The organism is Streptomyces sp. NPDC002018 (assembly GCF_042890865.1).
Classification (GTDB): domain Bacteria; phylum Actinomycetota; class Actinomycetes; order Streptomycetales; family Streptomycetaceae; genus Streptomyces.
The window spans coordinates 152,147-175,729 of record NZ_JBIASO010000007.1; the positions used below are offsets into that span (position 1 = coordinate 152,147).

Consider the following 23,583-nt stretch of genomic DNA (forward strand, 5'->3'; position numbering starts at 1 on the left):
GACCAGGGCGCGGGAGCGGAAGCGGGTCACGTTGTCCCGCCACAGGGGCGGCGTCCCAGTCCACCGTGTCCCACGGTGGCACGGGCGGCGCCCTCCCGTGCAGCCGACGGGTTCCGGGGCGGTGGTTCCGGGTGCACTCGCTTCTCCGCGCCGGTCATGAGCGGCCGAGGAAGCCGAGCACGCGCTCCGTCAGCAGCGACGCGGCCGGCCCGTCGTAGGAGGGCAGGCTGTCGTCGGCGAACAGATGCCGGTCCCCGGGGTAGAGGAAGAGCTCGGCGTCGGCGGCTGTGCGGACCAGGGCACGGGCGGCTTCGAGGTCGCCCTCCTCGACGAACAACGCGTCGGCGTCCATGCCATGGATCTGGACCGGGACCCCTTGGGGCCACGCGCCGCCGAACTCGGCGGTCGGGACACACGCGTCGAACAGCAGCGCACCGCGCGCACCGGCCCGCGACTGGGCCAGCAGCTGCGCGGGCAGGACACCGAGCGAGAATCCCGCGTAGACGAGGTCGCCGGGCAGTCCTTCGGCAGCGGCCCTCCCGCGCTCGATGAGCACGTCGAATCCGATCTTTCGGGCGTGGGCCACACCGTCCTCGATGGTGTCGAAGACCCGCTCCTCGTACAGGTCCGGCACATGGACGGTGTGACCGGCCCGCCGCAGTCCCCCGGCGAACGCGCGCACCCCGGACGTCAGCCCGTGCGCGTGATGGAACAGCAACACCTCGGCCATGTCGCTCCCCTCGTCATGCGGTGCCCCGGCGGCCCCGCGGAGACGAGTATGGCCCGGATCACGACCTCCCCGGCCTCCTCCCCGGTGGCCCCCTCCGGTGGGCCGGGGCCGCCTCGGTCCGTCCCGTCCTGCCCGGCCCGCCGGGTGCACCTGAACAGCTTCGGGTCCGGCGGCGCTCGCCCGTGTCCGCCGGGTATCCCTTACGTCATGACCTCAGCCCCCGCACCGTCGGACTGGCCGCACTGTGGCAGCGGAGCCGATCCTTCAGGCGATCCGGTCGGCTGTCGCGGTCGCCGTGTGGAGCCGTTCCGCGCGTGCCTGACCCATCTCACCCCGGACCAGCGGGACGCCTACCTCGCCGCCCTCACCCCGGGCAGCCCCCTCGACCACCGCGGCACCGTAGTGGACGGAGACCTCCTTCGTCGGCTGCTCGACGCGTTACGGGTGCCCGGGACGGGCATCAGCGAGATCGGGACCGCCCAGTTCGACGATGCCGCCTTCACCGGTGAAGCGCGGTTCGAATCCGTCGCCTTCATCGGGGACGCCCGCTTCGACTCCGCCACCTTCACCGGGGACGCCTGGTTCGACTTCGCCACCTTCGCGGGTGAGGCCCGCTTCATCTCCGCCGTCTTCAACGGTGAGGCCCGGTTCCACTCCGCCGCCTTCACCGGTGTCGCCTGGTTCCCGTTCGTCTCCTTCGGCCGTGACGCCCGGTTCCACTCCGCCGTCTTCACCGACATAGCCTGGTTCGACCTGGCCACCTTCGCCCGGGACGCCTGGTTCGTCTCCACGGCCTTCAGCGCGGACGCCTGGTTCGACTCGGCCTCCTTCAGCCGTCACGCCCGCTTCGACTCCGCGGCCTTCGCCCGCAACGCCCGGTTCCCCACTGCCGTGTTCGACCGGACGTCCCAGTTGGGCCCGCTGATGTGTGCGGGGGAGCTCGATCTGACGTCCGCGTCGTTCGGCAGCCCGGTGACGATCGAGGCGGCCGCCCGGCGTGTGGTGTGCCGCCGTACGCGATGGTCGTCGACGGCCGGTCTGCGGCTGCGGTACGCCGAGGTCGATTTCACCGAAGCCGTCTTCGAGTATCCGCTCAGTGTCGCCGCCCGGCCCCAGCCTTTCGCCCTCCCCCAGGACGGGGTGATGGAGGAGGGCGCGTTGTCCGGGCGGCCCGAGAGGGTACGCATGCTGTCCCTGCGGGGCGTGGACGCGGGGCATCTCGTCCTGACCGGCCTGGACCTGTCCGTATGCCGGTTCGCCGGGACCGTCCATCTGGACCAGCTACGGCTGGAGGGGCGCACGGTGTTCGCGCCGACGCCCGGTGGGCTCCACCGGCGCGGATGGCGCCTGGTGCGGTTCACCCGGCGGCGCACGCTCGCCGAGGAGCAGTACTGGCAGGCGGCGCGGCCCGCGGCCGTTCCCGGCTGGGCGGTGGCCCGGGACGGGGAGGAGGTGGAGGGGCCGGCGGTGCTGGAGCCGGTGTACCGGTCACTGCGCAAGGCGTTCGAGGACGGGAAGAACGAGCCGGGCGCGGCGGATTTCTACTACGGCGAGATGGTGATGCGCCGTGCGGACGAGGAGACCCCGCCGGCGGAACGGTGGCTGCTCACCGTGTACTGGGCCCTGTCCGGATACGGGCTGCGCGCCACCCGCGCACTCCTCTGGCTGCTGGCCTCCATCACCGTGACCCTGGTGGTGATGATGCTGTGGGGCGTGCCCGGCGACGATCCACGGCCGGTCTCCACGGGGACGGTGACCGGGCGCCAGGTCGAGCTGACCACCGACACCCCCGACCCCGTCAACCCCACCGGCCCCCTCCAGGAGCGGCTGAGCACCGAACGGTTCGAGAGGAGCCTGCGGGTGGTCGTCAACTCGGTCATCTTCCGTTCCTCCGGTCAGGACCTCACCACCGTCGGCACCTACAGCGAGATGACCTCCCGGCTCGTCGAACCCGTTCTGCTCGGCCTCGCCGTTCTCACCGTCCGGGGGCGCATCAAACGCTGAGCGCCGGGTGCGGGAGCGGGGGCGGGGCAGGGCTTTCCACCATCCCCTGTGAGGGGGCGGGGACGCCGAGTAGTCTTTCAACGTCGCTTCTGTCGCGGCGCGTTGGCAACGGGGGTTGTCCCATGGCCGTTCCTCACGGCGGATATGGCGGATTCGGCGGATACGGCGGACCGGGTGGTGCCGGCGGTCCCGCCGGGTTCCCCGACGACGACAGGGCGGATGTCTTCGTACGGGAGTTCCCGACGGCGGTCGCCCCCGCCAACCGGGACAATCTGATGACCAGGCCGCCGCTGTTCATCCTGCGGATACCGGGGGACGGCCCGGCGTACGAGCAGGGTGTGCACCGCGTGGTGGAGGCGCTGCGCGCGCCTCTGGACGAGCGCGGCAAGCTCGTGCCGTACGCGCATCTCGCCGCCGGACAGGACTCCACGCTCCTGTCCGGGATCGCGGGTCTGGCGTTGCAGGAAGCGCCGCCCGCGCGTATGACCCCCGACCGGTTCCCGCACTTCCATCTGGTGCGGGACCTCGTCACCTACATCGTGGAGCACCCGGAGCGCTGGCCCGGCTCCCGGGCCAGGGAGCTGCGCGACCACGCCGCCGCGATGCGGGGCGAGCGCGGTGGCATGATGGGTTTTCTGCGAGGACCGGCGGGACAGGAGCCGCCCCAGGGCGGGGGCGGGATCCAGGACTGGCTCCTGCGTGTGGGGTGGCTGTCGTTCACCCAGACGCTGCCCCGGTGGTACTGGGCCCGTTGGATGTCGCGCAGGGTGATGCGGCGCTGGCTCGCCGCGGAGCCCGTCGCCGCGGGCGGCACCAAGCTCTTCCGGGTGATGGATCATGTGGCGGCCGTGCAGGCCGTCCGGCTGGCCCATCCCCCGGACGACGCGCGCCACGAAGCGGCGTTGCAGGAACTCGACCAGCTCCTGGTGCGGGCTCTCCTCGAAGATCTGCGGGTGCCGCCCGTCGGCCGGATCCTGCCCAGGCGGCGGCGCAGGACGGCGCGGCCGGTGCTGCTGGTGGAACTGCCGCCGCCCGGGACGGAGGGAGCGCGCGCGGCCGAGCGTTTTCTGCGCGCCTACCACCGGGCGCGCGTCACCGCGCCGCCGCCCGGACCGCTCGTCGTCGCGGTGGGCCGGCCCTCCGGGAGTCTGCTGGCCGATCTGGGCGACCCGGCGGAGAGCAACTTCTCCCAGGCGGGCGTGCACCTCGGCCAGCGGGACGGCACACCGGTCCTGGTGACCCTCGGCGAGGTGGCCCTCGCCAGGCCGGGGCTGCCCGTCCGTCAGGTGGAACCCCGCCGGTTCCGCACCGACTGGCGGACGGCCACCTCGCTCGTCGCGGGAGCGGCGGCGCTGGCGGTGGCGGGAGCGGCCGTGCTGCTGGGGCCGATGCTGCTGCCCCAGGACGACCACGCCTGTGTCGGGGGCGACGACACCGTCGCCACCACCCGGGCCGAGCCGGTCCAGGTGGATCCCAAGGGCTGGTACGACGCGGCGTTCGAAGAGATCCAGTGGCAGAACGAGCGGGCGGAACGGCTCGCCGCCGAGGGACGGACCGTACGTACGGTGGTGCACTTCGGGTCGAGCCGGCCGGTCTCCGAGACGGAGACGCTGTTCGACGGGACGATCCCGGAGCTGCGCGGTATCGCCCTGTGGCAGCGCAAGCTCAATGACGACGCGGTCGCCGACCGGGCGAGTGTGCCGCTCCGTGTGGATGTGCGCACCACGGGCAAGGGCTTCGTGGACGCCGAGGGGGCGGCCAGGAGACTGGTCGCGGACATGGCCCGTGAGCAGGAGGGCGAGGAGTACGAGAAGGTGGTCGGCGTCCTCGGGTTCGCCCAGAGCCGGGACGAGACCAGGGCGGCCCTCCAGATCCTCGGCAAGGAGAAGATTCCCGTGGTCGGCACCACCGCGACCGCCGACGAGATGCTGGACGGCGAGGCGGGCCTCAGCTACTGGCCGTTCACACCGCCCAACAGCACCGAGGCCCGGATCGCGGCCGACTTCGCGAGCGGGTACGACATCGTGGCGCGGCGTGACGGCGGCGGATGCAGCCCGGCGCGGCAGGCCATCGTGATCGAGAGTTCGGCGGACCTCTACAGCCGGAGTCTCGCGGACAAGTTCCGCAGGGAGTTCACCGGAACGGTCCGGGTGATCAACTTCAACCAGGACGGCGACTTCGGCAACGCGCCTCCCGGCGCCCTGAGCGTGCCGAGCGCCACCGAACTGGCCTCGCAGCTCTGCAAGGAGCTCACGGCGGAGCCCGACTCCGTCGTGTACTGGTCGGCACGGGCCGCCGACTTCAGCGCGTTCATCAACGCCATGGACAACCAGGGGACCTGTATCCATGACGACCTGACCGTGCTCGGCGGCAACGAGCTGACGAATGTCGCGCTGACGGGCGCGTTCGACAGGAAGACCTGGCTGCGGCTCTACTACAGCGCGCACCGCCTTCCCGTCACGGACCCGCGGGCCAGCGACAAGACCCGCCAGTTCGTGGAGGCGTACGACGCGTTCGTGGGGAGCGCCGTCGAGGACCCCTGGCGCCAGGACGGGCACTCGGCCGTGTCGTACGACGCGTTCCATGTGCTGTCCCAGGCGGTGTACCGGGCCGGGCTGCGCGACGACGCCGTGGAGCGCGAGTCCGTCCTCATCGCGCTCGGCGGCGGCGTCACCTTCGACGGGGCCACCGGGTACGTCTCGTACGACCAGGGCAGTAACACCCTGCCCGTGGACAAGACCCTGGTCCTGCTGCGCCAGTCGGCCGAGGGCCCGCTGGCCGTGGTGGTGTGCGGTGCCTACCGGCAGGGGGAGACGAGTCTGAAGACGGGCGCGCCGTGCGCCCGTTGACCGGCGCGGGGGCGCCCGCCCGGCCGGACCTGTCGGTGTCCGGCCGGCCGGGCGTGGGGCGTGGGTACGGGGTGCGGAGCGTCGGTGGTACGCCCTCATGACCTCCGCCGACGTCGTCTCACTCCGCGTAGACGCTCAGTCCGGAGAGCTGGCCCGCCGGCCAGCCGGTGTTCGCGGTGAACTGGATCCGTACGTACCGTGCCGATACGGCGGAGGTGAGAGCGACCGTCGCGGAGTTGCCGCTCGCCGGGTCGAAGACACGGGGGGCCGAGGCACTCAGGGTGGCGAAGCCCGCCCCGTCCGTCGAGCCGAGGACGGACACCGTCTGGGTGCGGGTGGCCCAGGCGGGGTTCGGCGGCAGCGACAGCACCAGCCGTTTCACCGGCTGGGCGGAGCCGAGGTCGACCTGGATCCACTGCGGGAAGGCGTTGTTGGCGCTCTCCCAGTAGCTGTTGCTGTCACCGTCGACGGCGTTGCCGGCGCCGTAGTTCTGTGTCTGGCTGCTCGCACTCGTCGCCTTGCGGAGCGCGAGGTCCCCGGTGGGGGGCGGGGTGGTGCCGCCTCCGGTGGGGGTGGGGCGGACGGGGGTCAGCGCGAGCTGGCCCTTCAGCATCCGGCCGCCGTCGCCGGTGAGCCGCAGATAGTAGTCCGCGGAGCAGGCCGTACCGTCCTCGTCGAGGGCCCGGATACCGGAACCCGCCGGTATCTGGAGGGAGTTCTCGGCGGTCTTCGCGATCTGATTGCCCTCGTTGAACTCGTCGAACATGGAGATGTAGATCCCCGCGACACCGAGCCGGCACATGTTGTAGAACTGCCGCCACATGAAGTCGCCGTGCGCGCGGTGCCCCGACTGGAGATCTCCGGGCAGGACGCAGGGCTGGTAGTCGATCCCGTGGGCGTCACAGTGTGCCTGGTCGGGCGAGTTGACATTGGCGTAGAAGTTGTCGGCGCCCGCGATGTTCCCGATCCGGCCGACCATCCACGGCGAGAGCATGTCGAAGGCGTGGTAGACGTCGAGGTATCCGGCTCGTGAGTCCTCGTTGCCGCTGCGCCAGTGTGTGGGCACCCCGCCCATCACATAACAGCCCTGCGCCTTGAACCAGTTGACGACATCGAGACAGACCGCGGCCGACCATGTCTTGTTGGGCTCGTTGAAGCCGAAGCCCCAGATGCCGACCACCGGTTTGCCGTTCTGCCGGGCGTAGGCGGGGGAATCCGTGTACACCCTCATCTTGTTGATCCAGTCGGCCTTCATCTCCGGCTGCATATTCGTCCAGGCGGTGGCGTCGTACATGATGTAGAACTTCCGCCCGTACTTCTCGGCGGCGCTCCGCACCTTCGCCGCCATGGCGTCGCGGGTCGCGCCCTCGCCGCCGTTGGGGTTGAAGCGCTGGAGGGCGGCGGTGTCGATGCCGTACCGCTGCATCCAGGAGAAGTGGGTGTCGACGGTCTGCTGGTCGTAGGACGAGAACAGGGTGGCCGGCTGTCCGCTGCCCAGCGCCGGGTAGGCGGTGCGGTAGGTGTTCGTGTAGTCACGTACGTCGGGCCAGCTCACGATCGCGGTGTTGCTGGGGGAGGGTGACTGGCCCCAGTTCTGCGACCAGTGCCACCAGCCGTTGATGGGCGCGCCGTCCCCCGAACAGGCGAACCAGCCCTGGTACCCGACGGTGATCTTGCCGACGACATCTCCGGGCGGGGAGGCCGCCTGTGCGCTCTGGGCCTGGCCCGCCAGGCCCACAGCCGCTCCGGCACCGGCCACTGCGGACGTGATGACGGCTCGTCTGGAAACAGCCACGGAATTCCTCGCATTCGGCTCTGCGTACGGACGTGCGGGAAAGGTCGGTGCTTCTCTCCGGATCGTGGTGGGGGGTGCGACAGGTGTGTCCGCGCCCCGGGGCACGGTGCGGCCCCACACAACGTAGGGACGCGGCAGGCCACGGGCAAGACGAAGGACTGAAAATTCTTGACTGATCGCCGTCATGATTTGATGAGCCGAGCGAAATTACCGGGAGGGATGGCCAGCGGGCCTCCGATGACGCGGGCACACCCACTCACCGCCCGTAGTGCATCGCTCGGTCGGATCCTCCCTCGGCGGCCCGGCCATCGACACCCACGGCCTGCGCGCACCGCCCTGGCTGGGAACCGCCCCGGCCGCACTCGGCCTCGCCAGCCTCCTCCCCGGCCTGATCCGCTGTCCCGTGACGGCCGACGCGTCGGTGGTCGCGGGTGGCCGGACCCGCCGGAGATCGGATGTGCCAGGCTGATCTTCGGAACGGCTCGGCGGAGCGGAAGCGGAACAGAGGCGGAACGGACGGTGCGCGGGATGAAGGCGAGCGCGGCTGAGAACGGCGGGAGCGCGCGGCGCGTGATGCTGGGGACCTGGCCCACTCCCCTTGAGCCCATGCCGCGGCTGGCCCGTTCCCTGGGTCTCGGCGCGGACGATCTGTGGGTCAAGCGTGACGACCTCATGGGGCTGGGCGGCGGCGGGAACAAGGTGCGCAAGCTCGAGTGGACCTGTGGCGCGGCGGTGGAACAGGGCGCCACCGTGCTGGTCACCACCGGCGCCCCCCAGAGCAACCACGCCCGCCTGACGGCGGCCGCCGGCGCACGGCTGGGAATGGAGGTCGTCCTCGTCCTGGCCGGATCACCGGGTGCGTCGGCGTCGGGCAATCTCGCGCTGGACGGGCTCCTCGGCGCCACGATCGTATGGGCGGGCGAGGCCGACGACCGGGAACTGCGGTCACGAGCCGAGGAGGAGGCCGAGCGGCTCCGTGGGCAGGGGGCGGTCCCGGCGCTGATCCCGTTCGGCGGTTCGAGCGTGCTCGGGGCCCGGGGTTATGTCGAGTGCGGCCACGAGCTTCTGGCCCAGGCCCCGGATCTGCACACCGTCGTGGTGGCGCTCGGCTCCGGGGGAACGATGGCCGGCCTGGTCGCCGCGCTGGGCGGCGAGCGGGTGCTGGGCGTCCACTGCGGTGCCGTACGGGAGCCCGCCGCTACGGTGTCCGCGCTGGCCGGCGGGGTGACCGGTACACACGGTGATCCCGGAGAACTCAGGATCGCGCTCGATCAGGTCGGCGCCGGTTACGGCGCCCTGACCGAACCGGTCATGGAGGCGCTGACCCGTACGGCCCGGACGGAGGGCATCGTCCTGGACCCGGTCTACACCGGCCGCGCGATGGCGGGACTCATGGCGGCGGTCGAGGCCGGTGACATCGTTCCCGGCACACGTACCGTGTTTCTGCACACCGGAGGGCTGCCCGGATTCTTCGGTCATGGGGCGGCACTCGCACGCGCCGAGGCGGATACGGCGCCGCGCGCGCCGCGCTGAGTGCCATCGGTGGCCGAGTGCCATCGGTGGTGTCCGGGGCCCGGTGCCCCGGACACCACCGCCGGGGGAGGGAGAGGGACCGCACCTCAGTCGGCGGGTTTCTCCCAGACCGACACATGCTGGCGGCTCTCGATGGTGAAGGGCTCCCGCGTCCATCCGTCCCACCGCTCACGCAGCCGCAGTCCGGCGAGCTGGGCCATCAGATCGAGCTCGGCGGGCCAGACATACCGGAAGGGGACCGACCGGTACTCGCCGCGGCCGTCGACCACATCGACATAGTTCGAGCTCATGGCCTGGCTGGCGACATCCTGGTAGACGTCGAACGCCCACCGTGTGGAACTCACATGGAACGGTACGACGTTCTGGCCGACCGGAAGCTTCCGCAGTTCGGGAATCATGACCTCGATGACAAAGCTCCCGCCGGGTTCGAGGTGAGCCGCGGCATTGCGGAAGCACTCCACCTGCGCCGCCTGGGTCGTCAGATTCATGATCGTGTTGAAGACCAGATACGCGACGGAGAACGCTCCGTCCACCCTCGTCGTCGCGAAGTCTCCGATGGTCACACCGATCTCGTCGCCGCCCGGTTTGGCGCGCAGCCGCGCGACCATCGCCCGTGACATGTCGATGCCGTGGACCGGGACCCCGCGGCGTGCCAACGGGAGTGCGACACGTCCCGTCCCGACGGCCAGTTCGAGCGCCCGGCCGTCCCGCGCGAGCCCGGCCAGGACGTCGACCGCCGCCTCCACGGCGCTCGGTTCGAACGGGCCTCCTGTCGATGCGTCGTATGTCGCCGCGACCCGTTCGTCGAAGTAGCCGTCGTCATCGTCCATGGCCGGGACCGTACTGCACAGGGGACCCGCATAACCCGCAATTTTCCGCGCTACGTTGACTTCATGTACGCGACTCAGGTCTCCCGGCACCTGCGTGCCCCACGCGCCGCTGTCTACCGCGCCCTTCTCGACGCGGACGCGATCCGGAAATGGCGCGTTCCGAACGGCATGAGCGGCCATGTGCACGAGTTCGACGCGCGCGAAGGCGGACGGTTCCGTGTCTCGCTCAGCTACGACACGGCGGACGGCACCGGCAAGTCCGCCGCGCGTACCGACACGGACCAGCCGTCCCGGTAAGGGGTCGTCCCGGTCGTCCCGGTCGTCCCGGTACGGGATCGTCCCGTCCGGCGAAGGGCCGTCCGGTCCGGCGCCGAGGCCGGAACACACCCGCGGCCGGGGCCCGTTGATCACTGTGCGTGGTTCCCCGCCGGCCCCTCCTGTCCGATGATGACGTGCGGGGCTGTGTCTTCGGTGCGCGTCGGCCGTCCCAGGAAGGGAGTTCCTGATGAGGGAAACGACATCAGACCGGTCCTCGCCGGACGAACGGTCCGGCCGTCCCCCGGCCTCGACGGAAGAGGCCGACGTGATCGTGGTGGGGGCGGGGCCGGCGGGCTCGTCCGCCGCCTTTCATCTGGCACAGGCGGGCGTCGATGTACTGCTGATGGAGAAGTCCCGCTTCCCCCGGGAGAAGGTGTGCGGAGACGGCCTCACCCCGCGAGCGGTGTACCAGCTCATCCGGATGGGCGTCGACATCAAGGCCCCGGGATGGATGCGTTCACGCGGTATGCGGTGGGTGGCCGGGGATCACCGTGTCCATATCGACTGGCCCGGTCTGGGGCGCTACCCGGATTTCGGCCTCTCGCGCAGCCGGCACGATTTCGACGACATCCTGGCCCGTCACGCGGTCGCGGCCGGAGCGCGGCTGCGCGACGGGGTGAAGGTGACCCGCCCGGAGACCGATCGCGCCGGACGTGTCACGGGTGTCGGCGCGGTGACCGAAGGACAGGAACCGGCGGTGTACCGCGCGCCGATCGTCATCGCCGCCGACGGTGCCTCCGCCCGTCTCGCGCTCGCCCTCGGTCTGGAGCGGGACAGGAACCGTCAGATCGCGACCGCCGCCCGGCGCTACTACCACAGCCCCGAGCGCTCCGAGGAGGAGTATCTGGAGCTGTGGGCCGATCTCCGCTTCCCCGGGAGCGACCGCTATCTGCCCGGGTACGGCTGGATCTTCCCGATGGGCGACGGCCGGGTCAATGTGGGTCTCGGCGCACTGCCGCACCGGCGGTACGGCACGGCGGATCTGCGGGCCGCTCTGGACCAGTGGCTGGCCCGTACCCCCCACGGGTGGGGACTGCGGGAGGAGAACGCCGAGGGCCCCGTACGGAGCGCGGCTCTGCCCCTGGGCTTCAACCGCCACCCCCTGTACACCCGGGGCCTGCTTCTGGTCGGCGACTCGGGAGGCATGATCAGCCCCTGGAACGGCGAGGGCATCGCCCAGGCCATGGAGGCCGGTGAGGTCGCCGCCGAGAACGCCGCGCTCGCGCTGGCCCTCCCCCAGGGCCCGAGGCGGGAGCGCGCGCTGCACAACTACCCGGTGGAGATGAACCGCCGCTGGGGCCGCTACTACCGTCTCGGCAACGCCGCCGCCGACCTCGTCTTCAGCCGGTCGGGCTTCCAGCCGGTCCTCAACCGGTATGTCATGGGCTCGCCGTTCCTGCTCAGGATGCTGGCCCGGCTGCTCTCCAACCTCACCGACCAGCCCTCACGGGACGCGATCGACCATGTGCTCAACACCGTCGTACGCCTGGTGCCGGCACCTCAGGTGCGGCGCCGCTGAGGCCTCCGCTCAGCACCCCGTCCATGGCGGCCCACTGCTCCCTGGAAGAGGGATGCCTGGAGGACGGCAGGGGACGCCGAGCGGAACCGGCCGCGGGTCCCCCGGTCAGAGGTCCCAGGACCGGGGGCGTGGCAGCGCCTCCCACTCGGCGCGCAGCAGGGACAGGAGGGCGAGGTCGTAGCGGCGTCCCCGGTGCAGACACGCCGAGCGGCGGACGCCCTCCGGGACGAACCCCGTTTTCCTCAGGACGGCGAGCGCGGCCGTGTTGTCCGTGTGGGTGATCGCTTCCAGGCGGTGCACCGGCAGTTCACCGAACGCCAGATCGGCCAGCGCGTCGAGCGCGTCCGTGCCGTACCCCTGGCCTCGGTGGTCCGGATCCAGCATGAGGTAGGCCTGCGCCGTACCGTCCACCATGTCCTCGTCGAGCAGGGCGACATGGCCGACCGGTGTGCCGTCGGGGAGCAGAACGAGGAAGTCGTCACGGTTCTGGTCGTCGATGTCCCGCTCGACGCGCTCGCGGAGCGCGGAGAGCGGCCGGGGCCAGAGGCCGACCTCGTGCGCGGCCACCGGGTCGGAACGCCATCGGTGCAGTGCCTCGGCGTCATCGGCCTCAAGCGGGGTGAACCCGACTCCCCTCCCCCGCCAGCACCGTTCCCGGTCCGTCCGCGCCGCCGTCTCGTCCGTCGTGTTCTCGGTCACGGACGGATGCTAGGGGCCCAGCACCCCCGGTGACGAGCCGTTTTCCTCGCGTCCCGGTGGCCGGTTCGCGCGCACTCCTGCCCGCCTGCCGGAGCCGGACGCCGACGGAAAACACGACAGAGGATGTCGGATTTCGGTGTCAGCATCGTCCAGCGGCCGGTCGGGAACAGTCGGGGCCGGAGCAGGGCTTGAAGAGCGGGAAGACACGGAAGGACGGGCATGTCAGCACCACTTGAAGGCAAGGTCGCGCTGGTCGCGGGGGCAACGCGCGGGGCGGGCCGGGGAATCGCGGTGGAACTCGGGGCGGCCGGGGCCACCGTCTATGTGACCGGCCGCAGCACACGCGAGCGGCGCTCGGAGTACGACCGCCCCGAGACCATCGAGGACACCGCCGATCTGGTCACCGCGGCGGGCGGCCTCGGCATCGCGGTGCCGACCGACCATCTGGACCCCTCGCAGGTGCGTGCGCTCGTGGAGCGGATGGAGGCCGAGCAGGGCCGGCTGGACATCCTGGTCAACGACATCTGGGGCGGTGAACTGCTCTTCGGATGGGACGCCACCGTCTGGGAGCACGACCTCGACAAAGGTCTGCGGCTGCTCCGGCTCGCGGTGGACACCCACGCGATCACGAGCCATCACGCCCTCCCGCTGCTGCTGCGCACGCCGGGCGGGCTGGTGGTCGAGATGACCGACGGAACGGCCGACTACAACCGGGACACCTACCGGGTCTCGTTCTTCTACGACCTCGCCAAGACCGCCGTGCTCCGTATGGCCTTCTCCCTGGGCCATGAGCTGGGGCCGCGCGGCGCCACCGCGGTGGCGCTCACACCCGGCTGGCTGCGCTCGGAGATCATGCTGGAGAACTTCGGTGTGACGGAGGAGAACTGGCGCGACGCGCTCGGGGACCAGCCCCATTTCGCCATCTCCGAGACCCCGTTCTACGTCGGGCGGGCCGTCGCGGCCCTGGCCGCCGACCCCGAGGTCGCACGCTGGAACGGCACCTCGCTCTCCAGCGGCGGGCTCGCCCAGGTCTACGGCTTCACCGACCTCGACGGCAGCCGGCCGGACGCCTGGCGCTATCTGGTCGAGGTCCAGGACGCGGGCGGGCCCGCGGACGCGACCGGATACCGCTGACGGACCGGTGACGCGGAGCCCCGCGCGGGGCCCGCCCGCGCGGGGCTCCGCGTCACCGTCATGTCTCACCACGGCCCCCGTCACGCGTCACGACGGCCCCGGTCACGCGTCACGACGGCCCCCACCACCTGTCACGACGCCTCACTCCTCCGACGAGAGATCCGACAGGTCGGCGGAGTGCGAGGAGTCCGCAGGGCCCGAGGGGTCCGTGAGGTCCGGGGAAGGCGCCTGCGCGATCGGCAGCAGTATCCGGAACCGGGTGTCGCCCGGCCGGGAGACCACTCTGATGTCGCCGTGGTGCTTGTTGACGACGATGCGGTACGAGATGTCCAGGCCGAGGCCGGTACCGTCACCCACCGACTTGGTGGTGAAGAAGGGCTCGAAGATCCGGGGCCGGACCTCGGGGGAGATCCCGGTCCCGGTGTCGGCCACCTCCACGAGCAACTGATCGCCCTCCCGGCGGGTGCTCAGGGTGAGGGTGCCCTTGTCCCCCATGGCGTCGACCGCGTTGTCGATCAGATTCGTCCACACCTGGTTCAGCTCGGCGCTGAACGCCGGGATCGACGGCAGCTCGTGGTCGTACTGCCTGACCACCCGGATACCGGCGGGGATCTTCCCCTTCAGCATGGTCAGGGTGGCGTCGAGCAGCGTGTGCACATCCACTGTCCGGTGGGGCGCCCGGTCGAGCTGGGAGTACTGCTTGGCCGCCCCGACCAGGTCGGAGACCCGGGTCACGGCGTCGTCGATCTCCCCCATCAGGAGCTCGGTGTCGATGGTGTACGCGAGCCAGCGCACCGCCGAGTCCAGATGCTCGTCGCCGACCGCCTCGGCGACCATGGACAGCCACGGCACACCCACCCCTCCCGACACCAGGACCGGGGCGAGATCCCAGGGACTCGCCACCCCGTGCTCCTCCAGCCAGTCGCCGAGCTCGTCCTCGGCGTCGGCGGCGTCCAGCGCCGACAGCTCGGACGCCGCGGCGGCCTGCTTGACCGCCGCGTCCTGGAGTTCCACCAGACCGCGCAGCCGCGTGCCGTCCAGCCGTCCGTCGGCGATCAGCGCGAGCTTGTGCCGCATCCCGGTCACCCGCTCACGCAGCGCCTCGGTGGCCCTCACCGCCGCCGCGGCCGGGTTGTTCAGCTCATGGGTCAGACCCGCGGACAGCGCGCCGAGCGCGACCAGCCGCTCCCGCTCGCCCATGACCGTCTCCGCGGCGCGCGTACCGAAGAACAGCCCCTCCAGCAGATGGAGGGCCATCGGGAACCAGGTGCGCACCGCGTGGGCGAACTCGTCGGCCGGCAGCACGAAGAACTCCGCGTCACTGACGGCCCGCAGGGTGTTCGGATAGGCCTGGTCCACACGATCGCCCAGATACGCCTGGGTCGCCCCGCCGTAGACGCCCCGCCGGTCGGTCCTGGAGACCTCGATGTCGTCCCCGTGCAGCCGTCGGCTGAGTGTCACCGCACCACTGAGCAGCACGAAGAAGCAGGTGGCCGGTTCGCCCTCGTTGTAGACGGCGCTGCCCCCCTCGCGCGTCTCCACCCTGCCGCGTTCCGCCAGCCACGCGAGCTGCCGGTCGTCCAGTGCCTCGAAGAGGAACAGTGTGCGCACCTGCTCGGGCGTCAACCGGTCGGAAGCCGAGGGAGCCGAAGAGGTCATTGCGCCTCCAGGTAACGGTGGACCAGCGAGATGGCCATCGCGCCGTCACCGACGGCCGAGGCGACCCGCTTGAGGGAGGCGGCACGGACATCGCCGGCCGCGAAGACCCCGGGGACGCTGGACTCCAGGTGGTAGGGATCCCGTGGCAGGGACCAGTCGGCCCGGCGCTGCCCGTCGGCGATCAGGTCGGGGCCGGTGAGCACGAACCCCCGCTCGTCGCGCGCGACCACACCGTCCAGCCAGTCCGTACGCGGCTCCGCGCCGATGAAGACGAACAGCCAGGAGGTGTCGACCGTGTCCACCGCGCCCGAGCGGACGTCCCGCAGCGTCAACTGCTCCAGATGCCCGTCGCCCTTCCCGCCGGCCACCTCGGTCCACGGGTGCACCACGATGTTGTCGATGGCGCTGATCTGCTCCAGCAGGTAGGAGGACATCGACCGGACCAGATCGGCGCCCCTGATCAGCATGTGCACCCGCTTGGCGAAGCGGGAGAAGTGGACGGCCGCCTGACCGGCGGAGTTGGCGCCGCCCACCATGTAGACCTCGTCGCCCGCGCAGGTGGGCGCCTCCGTGACGGCGGACCCGTAGAACACCCCGGCGCCCATGAACTCCTCCAGGCCGGGTGCCTCCAGCAGTCGGTACGAGACCCCCGTGGCCAGCACCACCGTATGGGCGGTGATCGCGGCCCCCTCGCCGAACCGCAGCACCCTGCCCGATCCGGCCGCCTCCAGGGCGACGACCTCCCGGGTGCTGAGGATCTCGGCCCCGAACTTCAGGGCCTGGCGGCGGGCCCGGCCGGTGAGCTGCGAACCGGAGACGCCGTCGGGGAATCCCAGATAGTTGTCGATCCGGCTGCTCTGCCCCGCCTGCCCGCCGGTGGCCTCGCGCTCCACCAGCACCGTACGCAGCCCCTCGGACGCGCCGTACACGGCGGCTCCGAGCCCGGCGGGGCCGCCGCCGACCACCACGAGGTCGTAGAAGTCGGAGGTGGGTGTGGTGCTCAGCCCGACATACGCGGCGAGTTCTCCCTCGGCGGGCGCCACCAGGGATGTGCCGTCGGACGTGACCACCAGGGGCACCTCGGCCGCCGTGACTCCGGCGGCGGCCAGCAGCCGGGCGCCCTCGGGTTCGTCGGCCTGGAGCCACCGGTACGGCACCAGATTGCGCGCGAGGAAGTCCCGTACGGCGAAGGAGGGGGCGGACCAGCGGTGACCCACCACCCGGGTCTCGGTCGAGGCCGGGTCGGGGGTGGCGGCCCAGGCGTCCAGCAGGGTGTCGATCACCGGGTAGAGATGCTCCTCCGGCGGGTTCCACGGTTTGAGGAGATAGTGGTCGAGATCGACGACATTGATCGCGTCGATCGCGGCGCCGGTGTCCGCGTACGCCGTCAGCAGCACCCGGCGGGCGAGCGGGAAGACGTCCATCGCCGCTTCGAGGAACTCGATGCCGTTCATCGAGGGCATCCGGTAGTCGGCGAGCATGACCGCGAGCCGCTCGCCGCGCAGCTTGATCTCGTTCAGCGCCTCCAGCGCCTCCGCTCCGGAGACGGCGCGCACGACGCGGTACCGGTCGCCGTACCGGCGCCGGATGTCGCGGGCCACGGCCCTGGAGACAGCCGGATCGTCGTCGACGGTCAGGATCGTCGGGTTCGCCATGTCACCACCATCGTCGGAGGACGAGAGAACCCCCGGAAACACCCAGTGTACGAGCGCCGGGTGCCCGTCTGCCTGCGGTGAGGGGCGCGGGGAAGCACCGGCGTCACCCGGCGAGCGGTCGGTGAGCGGTCGGTGAGGAAGGGTGACTGTCCGCCGAACGGCACCGGGCGGGGCGGGCGGTCAGACGGCGCTCGCGCGGTTGACCACCCGGGCGAAGACGACCGCACCGCAGGGGAGCCCGACGAGGTAGCCGACGAAGAACCCCAGGCTGTCGGGAAGGGTCTCCGGGAGGAACCGGCCGGCTACCAGGTCGGCCAGAACCGTCGTCCCCGCCCAGGTGAGCAGCGCCGCGGCGGCAGCGGCGCGCCTGCGCGGCGGCTTGGCGCGGTAGTGGTCGACCACCGTGTCGGCGGCGAACATGCCCGCCGTCCCGGCCGCGAGTTCCAGGCTCACAGAGGAGCCGAACTGCAGCGTCACCAGAGTCAGCGCTCCCCAGATGAGGAGACCGACGAGCTCGAACAGGGTCACGCGGACGAACAGATACCACGGCCTCAGGCGCACCGGTTCCTTCTCTGCCCCGGATTCCGTCATGGGAGAACGGTAAAGCGCCGGTCCGGTCAACTCGGCCCGGCGAGGCAACAGTTGCCGTGGTGTTCACGGGATATACGCCTTTGTCGGCGTACACCCGTGCGGAGCACGAGCCCGCCTGGCGTTTCCTCGTCGAGCCCGTCGGCTCGCCGGTCGAGGACGGTTTCGGCTGCGTCCGGGCCGGACGGTATGACGGCCCTGTCCGGGACACCGCTGAACACGCAGGTCAGCGGCGTGTGCCTGTCCGGGACAGCCGATCGGTCTTTCTCCTCGACTGATGTGCCAGAAGGCTTCCGGTGTCGCAGGGGCAACCCCTGCACGACCGAACGAGGACGGGATGGTCATCATGCGCAGAGCGACTCCGGACATGACGTGGCGTGGAGCGGCGAGGAGCCGGACGCGCGGGACAGCGGGCCGCGTGACAGCGGGCCGCGCGACCCGTCGTACGCCCGTGTCGAGGCCGAGGAGGCCGGCCGGAACACCGGCTCCGTCGAAGACGCCGTGGGGCAGGGTGTGCCCGGCTCGCGGGGGTCGCCCACACGCACCGGGCGAGCGACCGGCGACGCGACGGGCACGACACGGGGAATGACCCGGCGCGGACGGAGGCCGACCCGGACGGCGGCCCGGCGGGCCCGGCGGGCTTGGCGCCGGGACGCGGGAGCGGGGCGTGGGGGCGGCGGGGCCGTAGGGGCGGGGCGTGGGGGGCGGGGCGTGGGGGGGCGCTCTCTGGGATGCTGGCGGGGTGCCGTCTCCTTCCTCGATGCCGGAGCCCGTGACACCCGACCCGCCCCGGGACGAGCCCCGCCCGCTGCTCACCCAGTCATGGCTGGACCTCGCCTTTCTCCACTGGGCCGCCGATCCCTCGGACGTGGCTCCGCTCCTGCCCGCCGGAACGGTCCCCGACACGCTCGACGGAACGGCATACGTCGGGCTGGTGGCCTTCCGGATGCACCGCGTCGGATGGCTGCGGCTGCCCGGTGTCCCCTACCTCGGGAGCTTCCCCGAGACCAATGTCCGCCTCTACTCGGTCGACTCACAGGGGCGCCGCGGTGTGGTGTTCCGTTCGCTCGACGCCTCCCGGCTCATCCCGGTGGCGGTGGGCCGGACGGTCTTCCGGCTGCCGTACGTCTGGTCCCGGATGACCGTCGACCGGGCCGGTGACACCCTGACATACACCGGGCGGCGGCGATGGCCCGGACCGCGTGGGGCGCACAGCAGAATCCTGGTCCGCGTGGGCGAGCCGGTCGCGGAGCCCAGCGCCCTGGAACATTTCGTGACCGCCCGCTGGGGGATGCACACCACCGTGCTCGGCCGGACGGTGTATCTGCCGAACACCCACCCACGCTGGCCGTTGTACCGCGCCGAGTTGCTGGAGTGTGCCGAGGACCTGCTGACGGCCGGGGGGCTGCCCGCGCCGGCCGGAGATCCGGTGAGCGTGCTCTACTCGCCCGGCGTCCCCGTCCGCTTCGGCCGGCCCGCTCGTGGCGGTGCGCGGCCGGCCGGCTGAGACCGGCCGCGCGGCGCGGGTACGGGACGCGCGGCGCGGGTACGTGGCGGGCCTGTTGCCCGCCGCGCACCCGCGTCGGGGGAGTCGAGGGAGAGGAGGCACCGGAGAGGAACTGTCGGGGTGTCAGGGCCTCATGTGGTGATGGGGGTGGTCTGGGTGCACTTCTTCCACTCGACCCAGGGACGTGTGCCGCCGCTCTGGGGACCGGTCGCGTAGGTCGGATTGCCGGTGATGGTCTGTTCCTTGTGTTCGTGGGTGATGTCGATGCCGAAGAGCTTGAAGCCGACGGTGACCTGTCCCGCGGAGATGCCGAAGCCGATGCCGAGGGAGGCGTTCCACCAGTCGGTGTTGGCCTTGTAGTCGAGGCGGGAGAGTTTGCCCTTGTCGTGCAGGAGGCGTTCCAGGGGTCCGGCGTCGGCGCCGGGTGCCTCGGCCGCGTCGGAGGGTGAGGGCAGGGCGTCACTGGCGGGGAAGTCGCCGCGTCCGCGCAGCCAGTCCTCGACGAGGGTGCTGTCGGCGTCGTTGTCGAGGACGAGTTCGGCGGACTCGGTGTGGATCTGGGACTCGATCTCCCCGCCGCCCCCGCCGACGTCGATCGTCACGGGGCCCGCGTTGGCGCCCGCGCCGACATTGATGCCGGGGCCCTCGCCGGCCTCCTCGCTGGTGGTGATCACCATCTTCTGGGGGCGGTGCGGCTGGCCGTTCTTCTCCTCCTCGTCGTACATGGCCGCGTCGTAGGTGACGGCCACCTGCTGCATCCGGGTGCCGGTGACCTGGCCCACCTCACCGGCCTTGCCGCTGACGGAGAAGGTGTAGACGAAGGTGACCTTGCCCGCGTCCGGCCCGGTCTTGGTCCGCAGGACCACCACGTCCTCGGTCATCGAGCCGGAGAGGCCCTCACCGGAGATGTTGCCGAGTTCCTTGGGCTTGCCGTCCTCGCCGCCCTTCCCGCTGCCCTTCGTGAACGACTTGCCGAAACTCACCCCGCCGGACACCTCGGTGGTCGTCTTGGTGATGTCGACGTCCGGCGCCCGCTCCGGCGGGATGTCGGGCTTCTTCTTGTCGGCGTGGTAGCCGCAGATCATCCCGAGTTCGGACGAACGGGGGCCCGCGGGACGGCTGTTGCACTTGTCCTGGGCCTTGAGGAACTCGGTGAACTGCTTGGCGTCCTCCAGGTTGGCCTCCAGGTCCGCCTGAGGATTGTCGCTCTTGTTCCCGTTGAACAACCACTGTCCGCCGCTGCCGCTGCTCGCCATATAGCTGCCGCTCAGCGAGGCGCTGCCGCCCCAGTCCTTCAGTCCGGGGATCCCGGCGGAGATGCTCGCCGTGACACCGGCTCCGCTTTCGGTCACCCGTTCCAGGGTGACCGTGCCGTCGGACCACTGCTGGAGCTTCACATACTCCGAGCCGCTGATCTTGATGAAGAGGATCTGGATGACGACGGTGTCCTTGGTCTGGTCCTGCGACAGCAGACACTTCGCGGGCTGGAAGGGGTCGTCGGGAGGTACGACGGGATCCTCACCGTCACCTCCGCCTCCCCCGCCGCCTCCGCCACCGCCCCCGCCGCCGTCCTCACCCGAGGCACACCCCGACCCGCCGTCGGCGGCATGAATGATTCTGCACACGGCGTTCTTGAGCCCGACCGCCTCGTCGTCGGGCACCGTCAGCCCGACGATCGCCGCCACGATCAGGGCGACGACCCCGATCATCGCGACATACTCCACCCCGCCCTGGCCTTTATCGCCATGCGCATGCCAAGCCGGGAGACCTCTGGCGCCCCTCACCCTTCACTCCTCACCCCACGCCGCAACCGTTCCCCCGAACGGAACGCAGCGTAAGAATGAACTCGGGCCCAACGGCAGGGTCCGCAGACCCACTTCCGGGCCCAAGCCGCCTCCGCTCATGTGCCCCGGGCCCTCGGCTCCGTGTCGAGCACCGGGAACAGCCCAGAAACGCCCCGGTCCGCGCCGTTCACCGCAGCCCGGCCCCCCGGTGCACGCTCCGGCGAGCCGCCGACCAGCTTTTCACCTGCGCGCTCTATCTTTTGACGGATCATGAGAAAGTTCCGGAGATTTCATCCGAACCTCTGGACAGTCCCCATACGCCGCCCTAATGTCTCGCCCGACCAGGCACGTGTTTCGTCGCGGTAACACCACTACCGCTCAACCGCACCACGACCACCGGGCGTTCACGCGAACGCCTCGCACCACACCTGTCTTTGTACGTCTCCCCCCACGGTCGGGCCGCCGCCCGTCCCTAGGCGCCGTGTGTCGGCCGTCGCGACGGCCGTACGCGCACGCACTGTTGCAGCCCCCCTCGGCTCACGCCGACGGACGTCGTCACACGGGGTATCCGGCCGCGCAACCCGCGCGGTCGTGACCGCAGGAGAAGGGAAGCGATATGAAGATCCGCACGTTCATCGCCACGGCCTCGTTGGTGGCCTCCGGAGGTCTGGTGGCGTTCGCCGGCCCCGCGCAGGCGGCGCTCTACACCACCTGTGTGGGCGACGGCGGGGCGGTCACCGTCGGCGGCGACCTGGTCGTACCGGCCGGCGCGTCGTGCACGCTGACCGGCACCAAGGTCAAGGGCACCGTGACGGTGGAGGCCGGGGCCGATCTGGTCGCCTCGGGCGCCACCTTCAACGGGGCGGTCACGGTGGGTGCGAACGCCTATGTGGACCTCACCGACACCTCGGTGAAGGGCGCCGTGACCGCGCGGGCGGCCTTCGGCGCACACCTCCAGGACAGCACCGTCAAGGGCGCGATCACCACCGACCAGGGCTTCCTGTACGCCGTCGACTCGACTCTCGACGGGAACGTCAGAGCCCAGGCGGGCGAGTTGTACGTCTCCGGCAGCACCGTGGACGGCAGCCTCACCGGTGACGGCAACCAGTACACGGACGTCTACGACAGCACGGTCGACGGAACGCTCACCGTGAACGGGAACACGCTGGGCGGCGTCCTGTGCGCCACCGAGGTGTACGGCGACGCCGTGTACAAGGGCAACTCCGACACGCTCCAGCTCGGTGGCGCGGGGCTGCTCGGATCCTGCGCCGGGGCCACGTACCTCGACGAGGACCTCACGGTCACCGACAACACCGCGAACGCCGTGCTCGACAACGCGATCGTGCGGGGCAAGCTCACGGCCACCGGCAACTCCCCCGTCCTCCAGGTCGGCGAGCTGGCCCGGGTCCGCGGTGGCATAACCGGGGAGACCGCCGCGGCCGCGTCGGCCGCCGCCGCGCGCTCCGCCAAGGCGGCACCGCGGGACCGCGGGAGCGATCTGGCCGAGAAGGCCGCCGAGCGCGCCGCCGAGGCCCGTGCCGCCGCCCGGACCGCGGGCGCCACCCGCCTGTAACACACCGCGGCCGCCCCGCACCGCCGAAGCCCCTTCCGGCCCCTGCCCGTCGGCCGGGACCGGTGCGCGACGGCGGCGCGACACCCGGGGCGGAGCGGCATCACAGGCGCGGCATCACAGGCCGGGCGCCACAGGCCCGGCATCACAGGCCGGGCGTCACAGGCCGGGCGTCACTGGCGCCGCATCACACCAGCGCGACACCCCGCACCGCGGCAGCACGGCGCGGTGCCCCCGACCTTCCTCACCGCATACTTCCTCCCTCAGGAGTGGCCATGGGCCATCTGCACAAGTCCTTCGACCGCAGGGACTTCCTGCGCGCCACGGTGGGCACCACCGTGGCACTCGCCGCCGCCTCGGTCACCGGAGCGACGGCGGCCACCGCCTCCGCCGCGACGAGCGGCCTGTCCATCCCCAAGGACCGCATCGGAATCCAGCTCTACAGCATCCGCGACAAGGTCACCGCGCTCGGCTTCGCCGTCGTCCTGCCGGAGCTGGCCCGTATCGGCTACCGGGAGATCGAGTTCGCCGGATACACCCAGAACACCTCCATCCTGGGCCGGCAGATCACGCTCCCCGAGATCCGGCGGCTCCTCGACGACAACGGGCTCCGCGCGGTCGGCAGCCATGTCGGCATCGGCAATCTGCGCGGCAATCTCCAGGCCGAACTGGACGCCGCGGAGATCCTCGGCATGCCGCACATCGGCACCGCCAACGCGCCGACGAACGTGAACACGGTCGCGGGCTATCTCGCCGCCGCCGAGGAGTTCAACACCTGGGGCGCCGCGGCGACCGCCCGGGGCCTCAAGCTCTACCAGCACAACCACGCGGGCGAGTTCGCCTTCGCCACCGACCAGCCCTCGGTACGGCTGTACGACGTGTTCCTCAGGAACACCGATCCCCGCCATGTCTATCTGGAGCTGGACGTCTACTGGGCCTATGTCGGCCAGTACCGCTGGCCCGGATTCGACCCGGCCGCGTATGTGCGCGACCAGCCCTACCGCTACCCGTTGTTCCATATGAAGGACGGCGACTCCAACCCGTCGAAGGCCGACGGCTTCGACATCGTCGAGTTCGGCGCCGGTGACCTGCCGTACGAGAAGTTCATCCGGGACATCGGCCCCCGCGCCGCCCACATCGGCATCTGGGAGCAGGACACGGCCCCCAACACCCAGCCCAACCCGCCCGGTTCCCTCGGTGCCGCCGAGCGCAGCTTCGGCGCGCTGAAGGGACTGCTCGGCTGAGGACGGGCCGCCCGGACCACGGGCGGACCGCGGGACCGAACCGCCTCCGCGTGAGAGCCCCCACCCGCACGCACCCCACCGGCCCGGCCCGCCGGAGTCCCGTACCGCTGTCACGGTACGGCCGACGGGCCGGCCCGGTCGCGCACCCTCCTGACCGCCAGCGAC

Annotated in this window: 16 protein-coding genes and 1 pseudogene; 9 read left to right on the forward strand and 8 right to left on the reverse strand. The window is 71.1% G+C overall.

The genetic code is table 11. The annotated features are described in order from the left end of the window. Nucleotides 1-154: 154 nt before the first annotated feature. Nucleotides 155-730 (reverse strand): dienelactone hydrolase family protein, encoded by a 576-nt coding sequence (locus tag ACFYYH_RS13750; protein ID WP_388549968.1) that lies wholly within the window; start codon nucleotides 728-730, stop codon nucleotides 155-157. Nucleotides 731-1,027: 297 nt separating this feature from the next. On the opposite strand from ACFYYH_RS13750, the gene ACFYYH_RS13755 reads away from it, so the two are divergent. Both ACFYYH_RS13755 and ACFYYH_RS13760 read left to right on the forward strand, forming a co-directional pair. After that, nucleotides 1,028-2,734, forward strand: a complete 1,707-nt coding sequence (locus tag ACFYYH_RS13755) for a pentapeptide repeat-containing protein (protein ID WP_388549970.1) — start codon at nucleotides 1,028-1,030, stop codon at nucleotides 2,732-2,734. A gap of 122 nt (nucleotides 2,735-2,856) precedes the next feature. Further along, a complete protein-coding gene (locus ACFYYH_RS13760; RefSeq protein ID WP_388549972.1) occupies nucleotides 2,857-5,583 on the forward strand; it encodes an ABC transporter substrate-binding protein in 2,727 nt (908 codons plus the stop codon). A 118-nt stretch (nucleotides 5,584-5,701) separates the two neighbouring features. On the opposite strand, the gene ACFYYH_RS13765 is transcribed toward ACFYYH_RS13760, so the two are convergent. Further along, a complete protein-coding gene (locus ACFYYH_RS13765) occupies nucleotides 5,702-7,378 on the reverse strand; it encodes a discoidin domain-containing protein (RefSeq protein ID WP_388549975.1) in 1,677 nt (558 codons plus the stop codon). A gap of 528 nt (nucleotides 7,379-7,906) precedes the next feature. On the opposite strand from ACFYYH_RS13765, the gene ACFYYH_RS13770 reads away from it, so the two are divergent. After that, nucleotides 7,907-8,911: a D-cysteine desulfhydrase family protein gene (locus ACFYYH_RS13770; protein ID WP_388549978.1), complete on the forward strand. Its 1,005-nt coding sequence runs from the start codon at nucleotides 7,907-7,909 to the stop codon at nucleotides 8,909-8,911. An 86-nt stretch (nucleotides 8,912-8,997) separates the two neighbouring features. Here ACFYYH_RS13770 and ACFYYH_RS13775 read toward each other — a convergent pair whose 3' ends face one another. After that, on the reverse strand, nucleotides 8,998-9,741 hold the full coding sequence (locus ACFYYH_RS13775) for a class I SAM-dependent DNA methyltransferase (RefSeq protein ID WP_388549980.1): 744 nt from the start codon (nucleotides 9,739-9,741) through the stop codon (nucleotides 8,998-9,000). Between the two features lie 63 nt (nucleotides 9,742-9,804). Here ACFYYH_RS13775 and ACFYYH_RS13780 point away from each other — a divergent pair. Together ACFYYH_RS13780 and ACFYYH_RS13785 are read left to right on the forward strand one after the other, a co-directional pair. After that, nucleotides 9,805-10,020, forward strand: a pseudogene (locus ACFYYH_RS13780) (SRPBCC domain-containing protein); the annotation flags it as partial. Between the two features lie 226 nt (nucleotides 10,021-10,246). Then, the gene (locus tag ACFYYH_RS13785) at nucleotides 10,247-11,578 is read left to right on the forward strand and encodes a geranylgeranyl reductase family protein (RefSeq protein ID WP_388549981.1); all 1,332 of its coding nucleotides are present in this window, start codon (nucleotides 10,247-10,249) and stop codon (nucleotides 11,576-11,578) included. A gap of 105 nt (nucleotides 11,579-11,683) precedes the next feature. On the opposite strand, the gene ACFYYH_RS13790 is transcribed toward ACFYYH_RS13785, so the two are convergent. After that, nucleotides 11,684-12,277, reverse strand: coding sequence for a GNAT family N-acetyltransferase (locus ACFYYH_RS13790; protein ID WP_388549983.1), 594 nt, complete (start codon nucleotides 12,275-12,277; stop codon nucleotides 11,684-11,686). A gap of 219 nt (nucleotides 12,278-12,496) precedes the next feature. Between ACFYYH_RS13790 and ACFYYH_RS13795 the strand changes: the two genes are divergently transcribed. Beyond that, a complete protein-coding gene (locus tag ACFYYH_RS13795; RefSeq protein WP_388549986.1) occupies nucleotides 12,497-13,411 on the forward strand; it encodes an SDR family oxidoreductase in 915 nt (304 codons plus the stop codon). 141 nt (nucleotides 13,412-13,552) lie between these two features. Here the strand turns inward: ACFYYH_RS13795 and ACFYYH_RS13800 are convergent, their stop codons facing one another. The 3 genes from ACFYYH_RS13800 to ACFYYH_RS13810 all read right to left on the reverse strand — a co-directional run bounded on the left by ACFYYH_RS13800 (nucleotide 13,553) and on the right by ACFYYH_RS13810 (nucleotide 17,316). Continuing rightward, nucleotides 13,553-15,070: an ATP-binding protein gene (locus tag ACFYYH_RS13800; protein WP_388549988.1), complete on the reverse strand. Its 1,518-nt coding sequence runs from the start codon at nucleotides 15,068-15,070 to the stop codon at nucleotides 13,553-13,555. Beyond that, nucleotides 15,067-16,725: an FAD-dependent oxidoreductase gene (locus tag ACFYYH_RS13805; protein WP_388549991.1), complete on the reverse strand. Its 1,659-nt coding sequence runs from the start codon at nucleotides 16,723-16,725 to the stop codon at nucleotides 15,067-15,069. The genes ACFYYH_RS13800 and ACFYYH_RS13805 overlap by 4 nt, the downstream gene beginning before the upstream one ends. A gap of 180 nt (nucleotides 16,726-16,905) precedes the next feature. Continuing rightward, a complete protein-coding gene (locus ACFYYH_RS13810) occupies nucleotides 16,906-17,316 on the reverse strand; it encodes a hypothetical protein (RefSeq protein ID WP_388549993.1) in 411 nt (136 codons plus the stop codon). 757 nt (nucleotides 17,317-18,073) lie between these two features. Between ACFYYH_RS13810 and ACFYYH_RS13815 the strand changes: the two genes are divergently transcribed. After that, nucleotides 18,074-18,820, forward strand: coding sequence for a YqjF family protein (locus tag ACFYYH_RS13815; RefSeq protein ID WP_388549995.1), 747 nt, complete (start codon nucleotides 18,074-18,076; stop codon nucleotides 18,818-18,820). Nucleotides 18,821-18,951: 131 nt separating this feature from the next. On the opposite strand, the gene ACFYYH_RS13820 is transcribed toward ACFYYH_RS13815, so the two are convergent. Continuing rightward, the gene (locus tag ACFYYH_RS13820; protein WP_388549998.1) at nucleotides 18,952-20,544 is read right to left on the reverse strand and encodes a hypothetical protein; all 1,593 of its coding nucleotides are present in this window, start codon (nucleotides 20,542-20,544) and stop codon (nucleotides 18,952-18,954) included. A 676-nt stretch (nucleotides 20,545-21,220) separates the two neighbouring features. Between ACFYYH_RS13820 and ACFYYH_RS13825 the strand changes: the two genes are divergently transcribed. Beyond that, on the forward strand, nucleotides 21,221-22,177 hold the full coding sequence (locus tag ACFYYH_RS13825) for a hypothetical protein (RefSeq protein ID WP_388549999.1): 957 nt from the start codon (nucleotides 21,221-21,223) through the stop codon (nucleotides 22,175-22,177). 272 nt (nucleotides 22,178-22,449) lie between these two features. Further along, nucleotides 22,450-23,418 (forward strand): sugar phosphate isomerase/epimerase family protein, encoded by a 969-nt coding sequence (locus tag ACFYYH_RS13830; protein ID WP_388550001.1) that lies wholly within the window; start codon nucleotides 22,450-22,452, stop codon nucleotides 23,416-23,418. Nucleotides 23,419-23,583 lie beyond the last annotated feature (165 nt).

Excerpts from the sequence above, each read along its gene's own strand:
- ACFYYH_RS13750 (WP_388549968.1), bottom strand. The coding sequence starts at position 730 with ATGGCCGAGGTGTTGCTGTTCCATCACGCGCACGGGCTGACGTCCGGG.
- ACFYYH_RS13760 (WP_388549972.1), top strand. The coding sequence starts at position 2,857 with ATGGCCGTTCCTCACGGCGGATATGGCGGATTCGGCGGATACGGCGGA.
- ACFYYH_RS13770 (WP_388549978.1), top strand. The coding sequence starts at position 7,907 with ATGAAGGCGAGCGCGGCTGAGAACGGCGGGAGCGCGCGGCGCGTGATG.
- ACFYYH_RS13775 (WP_388549980.1), bottom strand. The coding sequence starts at position 9,741 with ATGGACGATGACGACGGCTACTTCGACGAACGGGTCGCGGCGACATAC.
- ACFYYH_RS13785 (WP_388549981.1), top strand. The coding sequence starts at position 10,247 with ATGAGGGAAACGACATCAGACCGGTCCTCGCCGGACGAACGGTCCGGC.
- ACFYYH_RS13795 (WP_388549986.1), top strand. The coding sequence starts at position 12,497 with ATGTCAGCACCACTTGAAGGCAAGGTCGCGCTGGTCGCGGGGGCAACG.
- ACFYYH_RS13800 (WP_388549988.1), bottom strand. The coding sequence starts at position 15,070 with ATGACCTCTTCGGCTCCCTCGGCTTCCGACCGGTTGACGCCCGAGCAG.
- ACFYYH_RS13805 (WP_388549991.1), bottom strand. The coding sequence starts at position 16,725 with ATGGCGAACCCGACGATCCTGACCGTCGACGACGATCCGGCTGTCTCC.
- ACFYYH_RS13810 (WP_388549993.1), bottom strand. The coding sequence starts at position 17,316 with ATGACGGAATCCGGGGCAGAGAAGGAACCGGTGCGCCTGAGGCCGTGG.
- ACFYYH_RS13815 (WP_388549995.1), top strand. The coding sequence starts at position 18,074 with ATGCCGGAGCCCGTGACACCCGACCCGCCCCGGGACGAGCCCCGCCCG.
- ACFYYH_RS13825 (WP_388549999.1), top strand. The coding sequence starts at position 21,221 with ATGAAGATCCGCACGTTCATCGCCACGGCCTCGTTGGTGGCCTCCGGA.
- ACFYYH_RS13830 (WP_388550001.1), top strand. The coding sequence starts at position 22,450 with ATGGGCCATCTGCACAAGTCCTTCGACCGCAGGGACTTCCTGCGCGCC.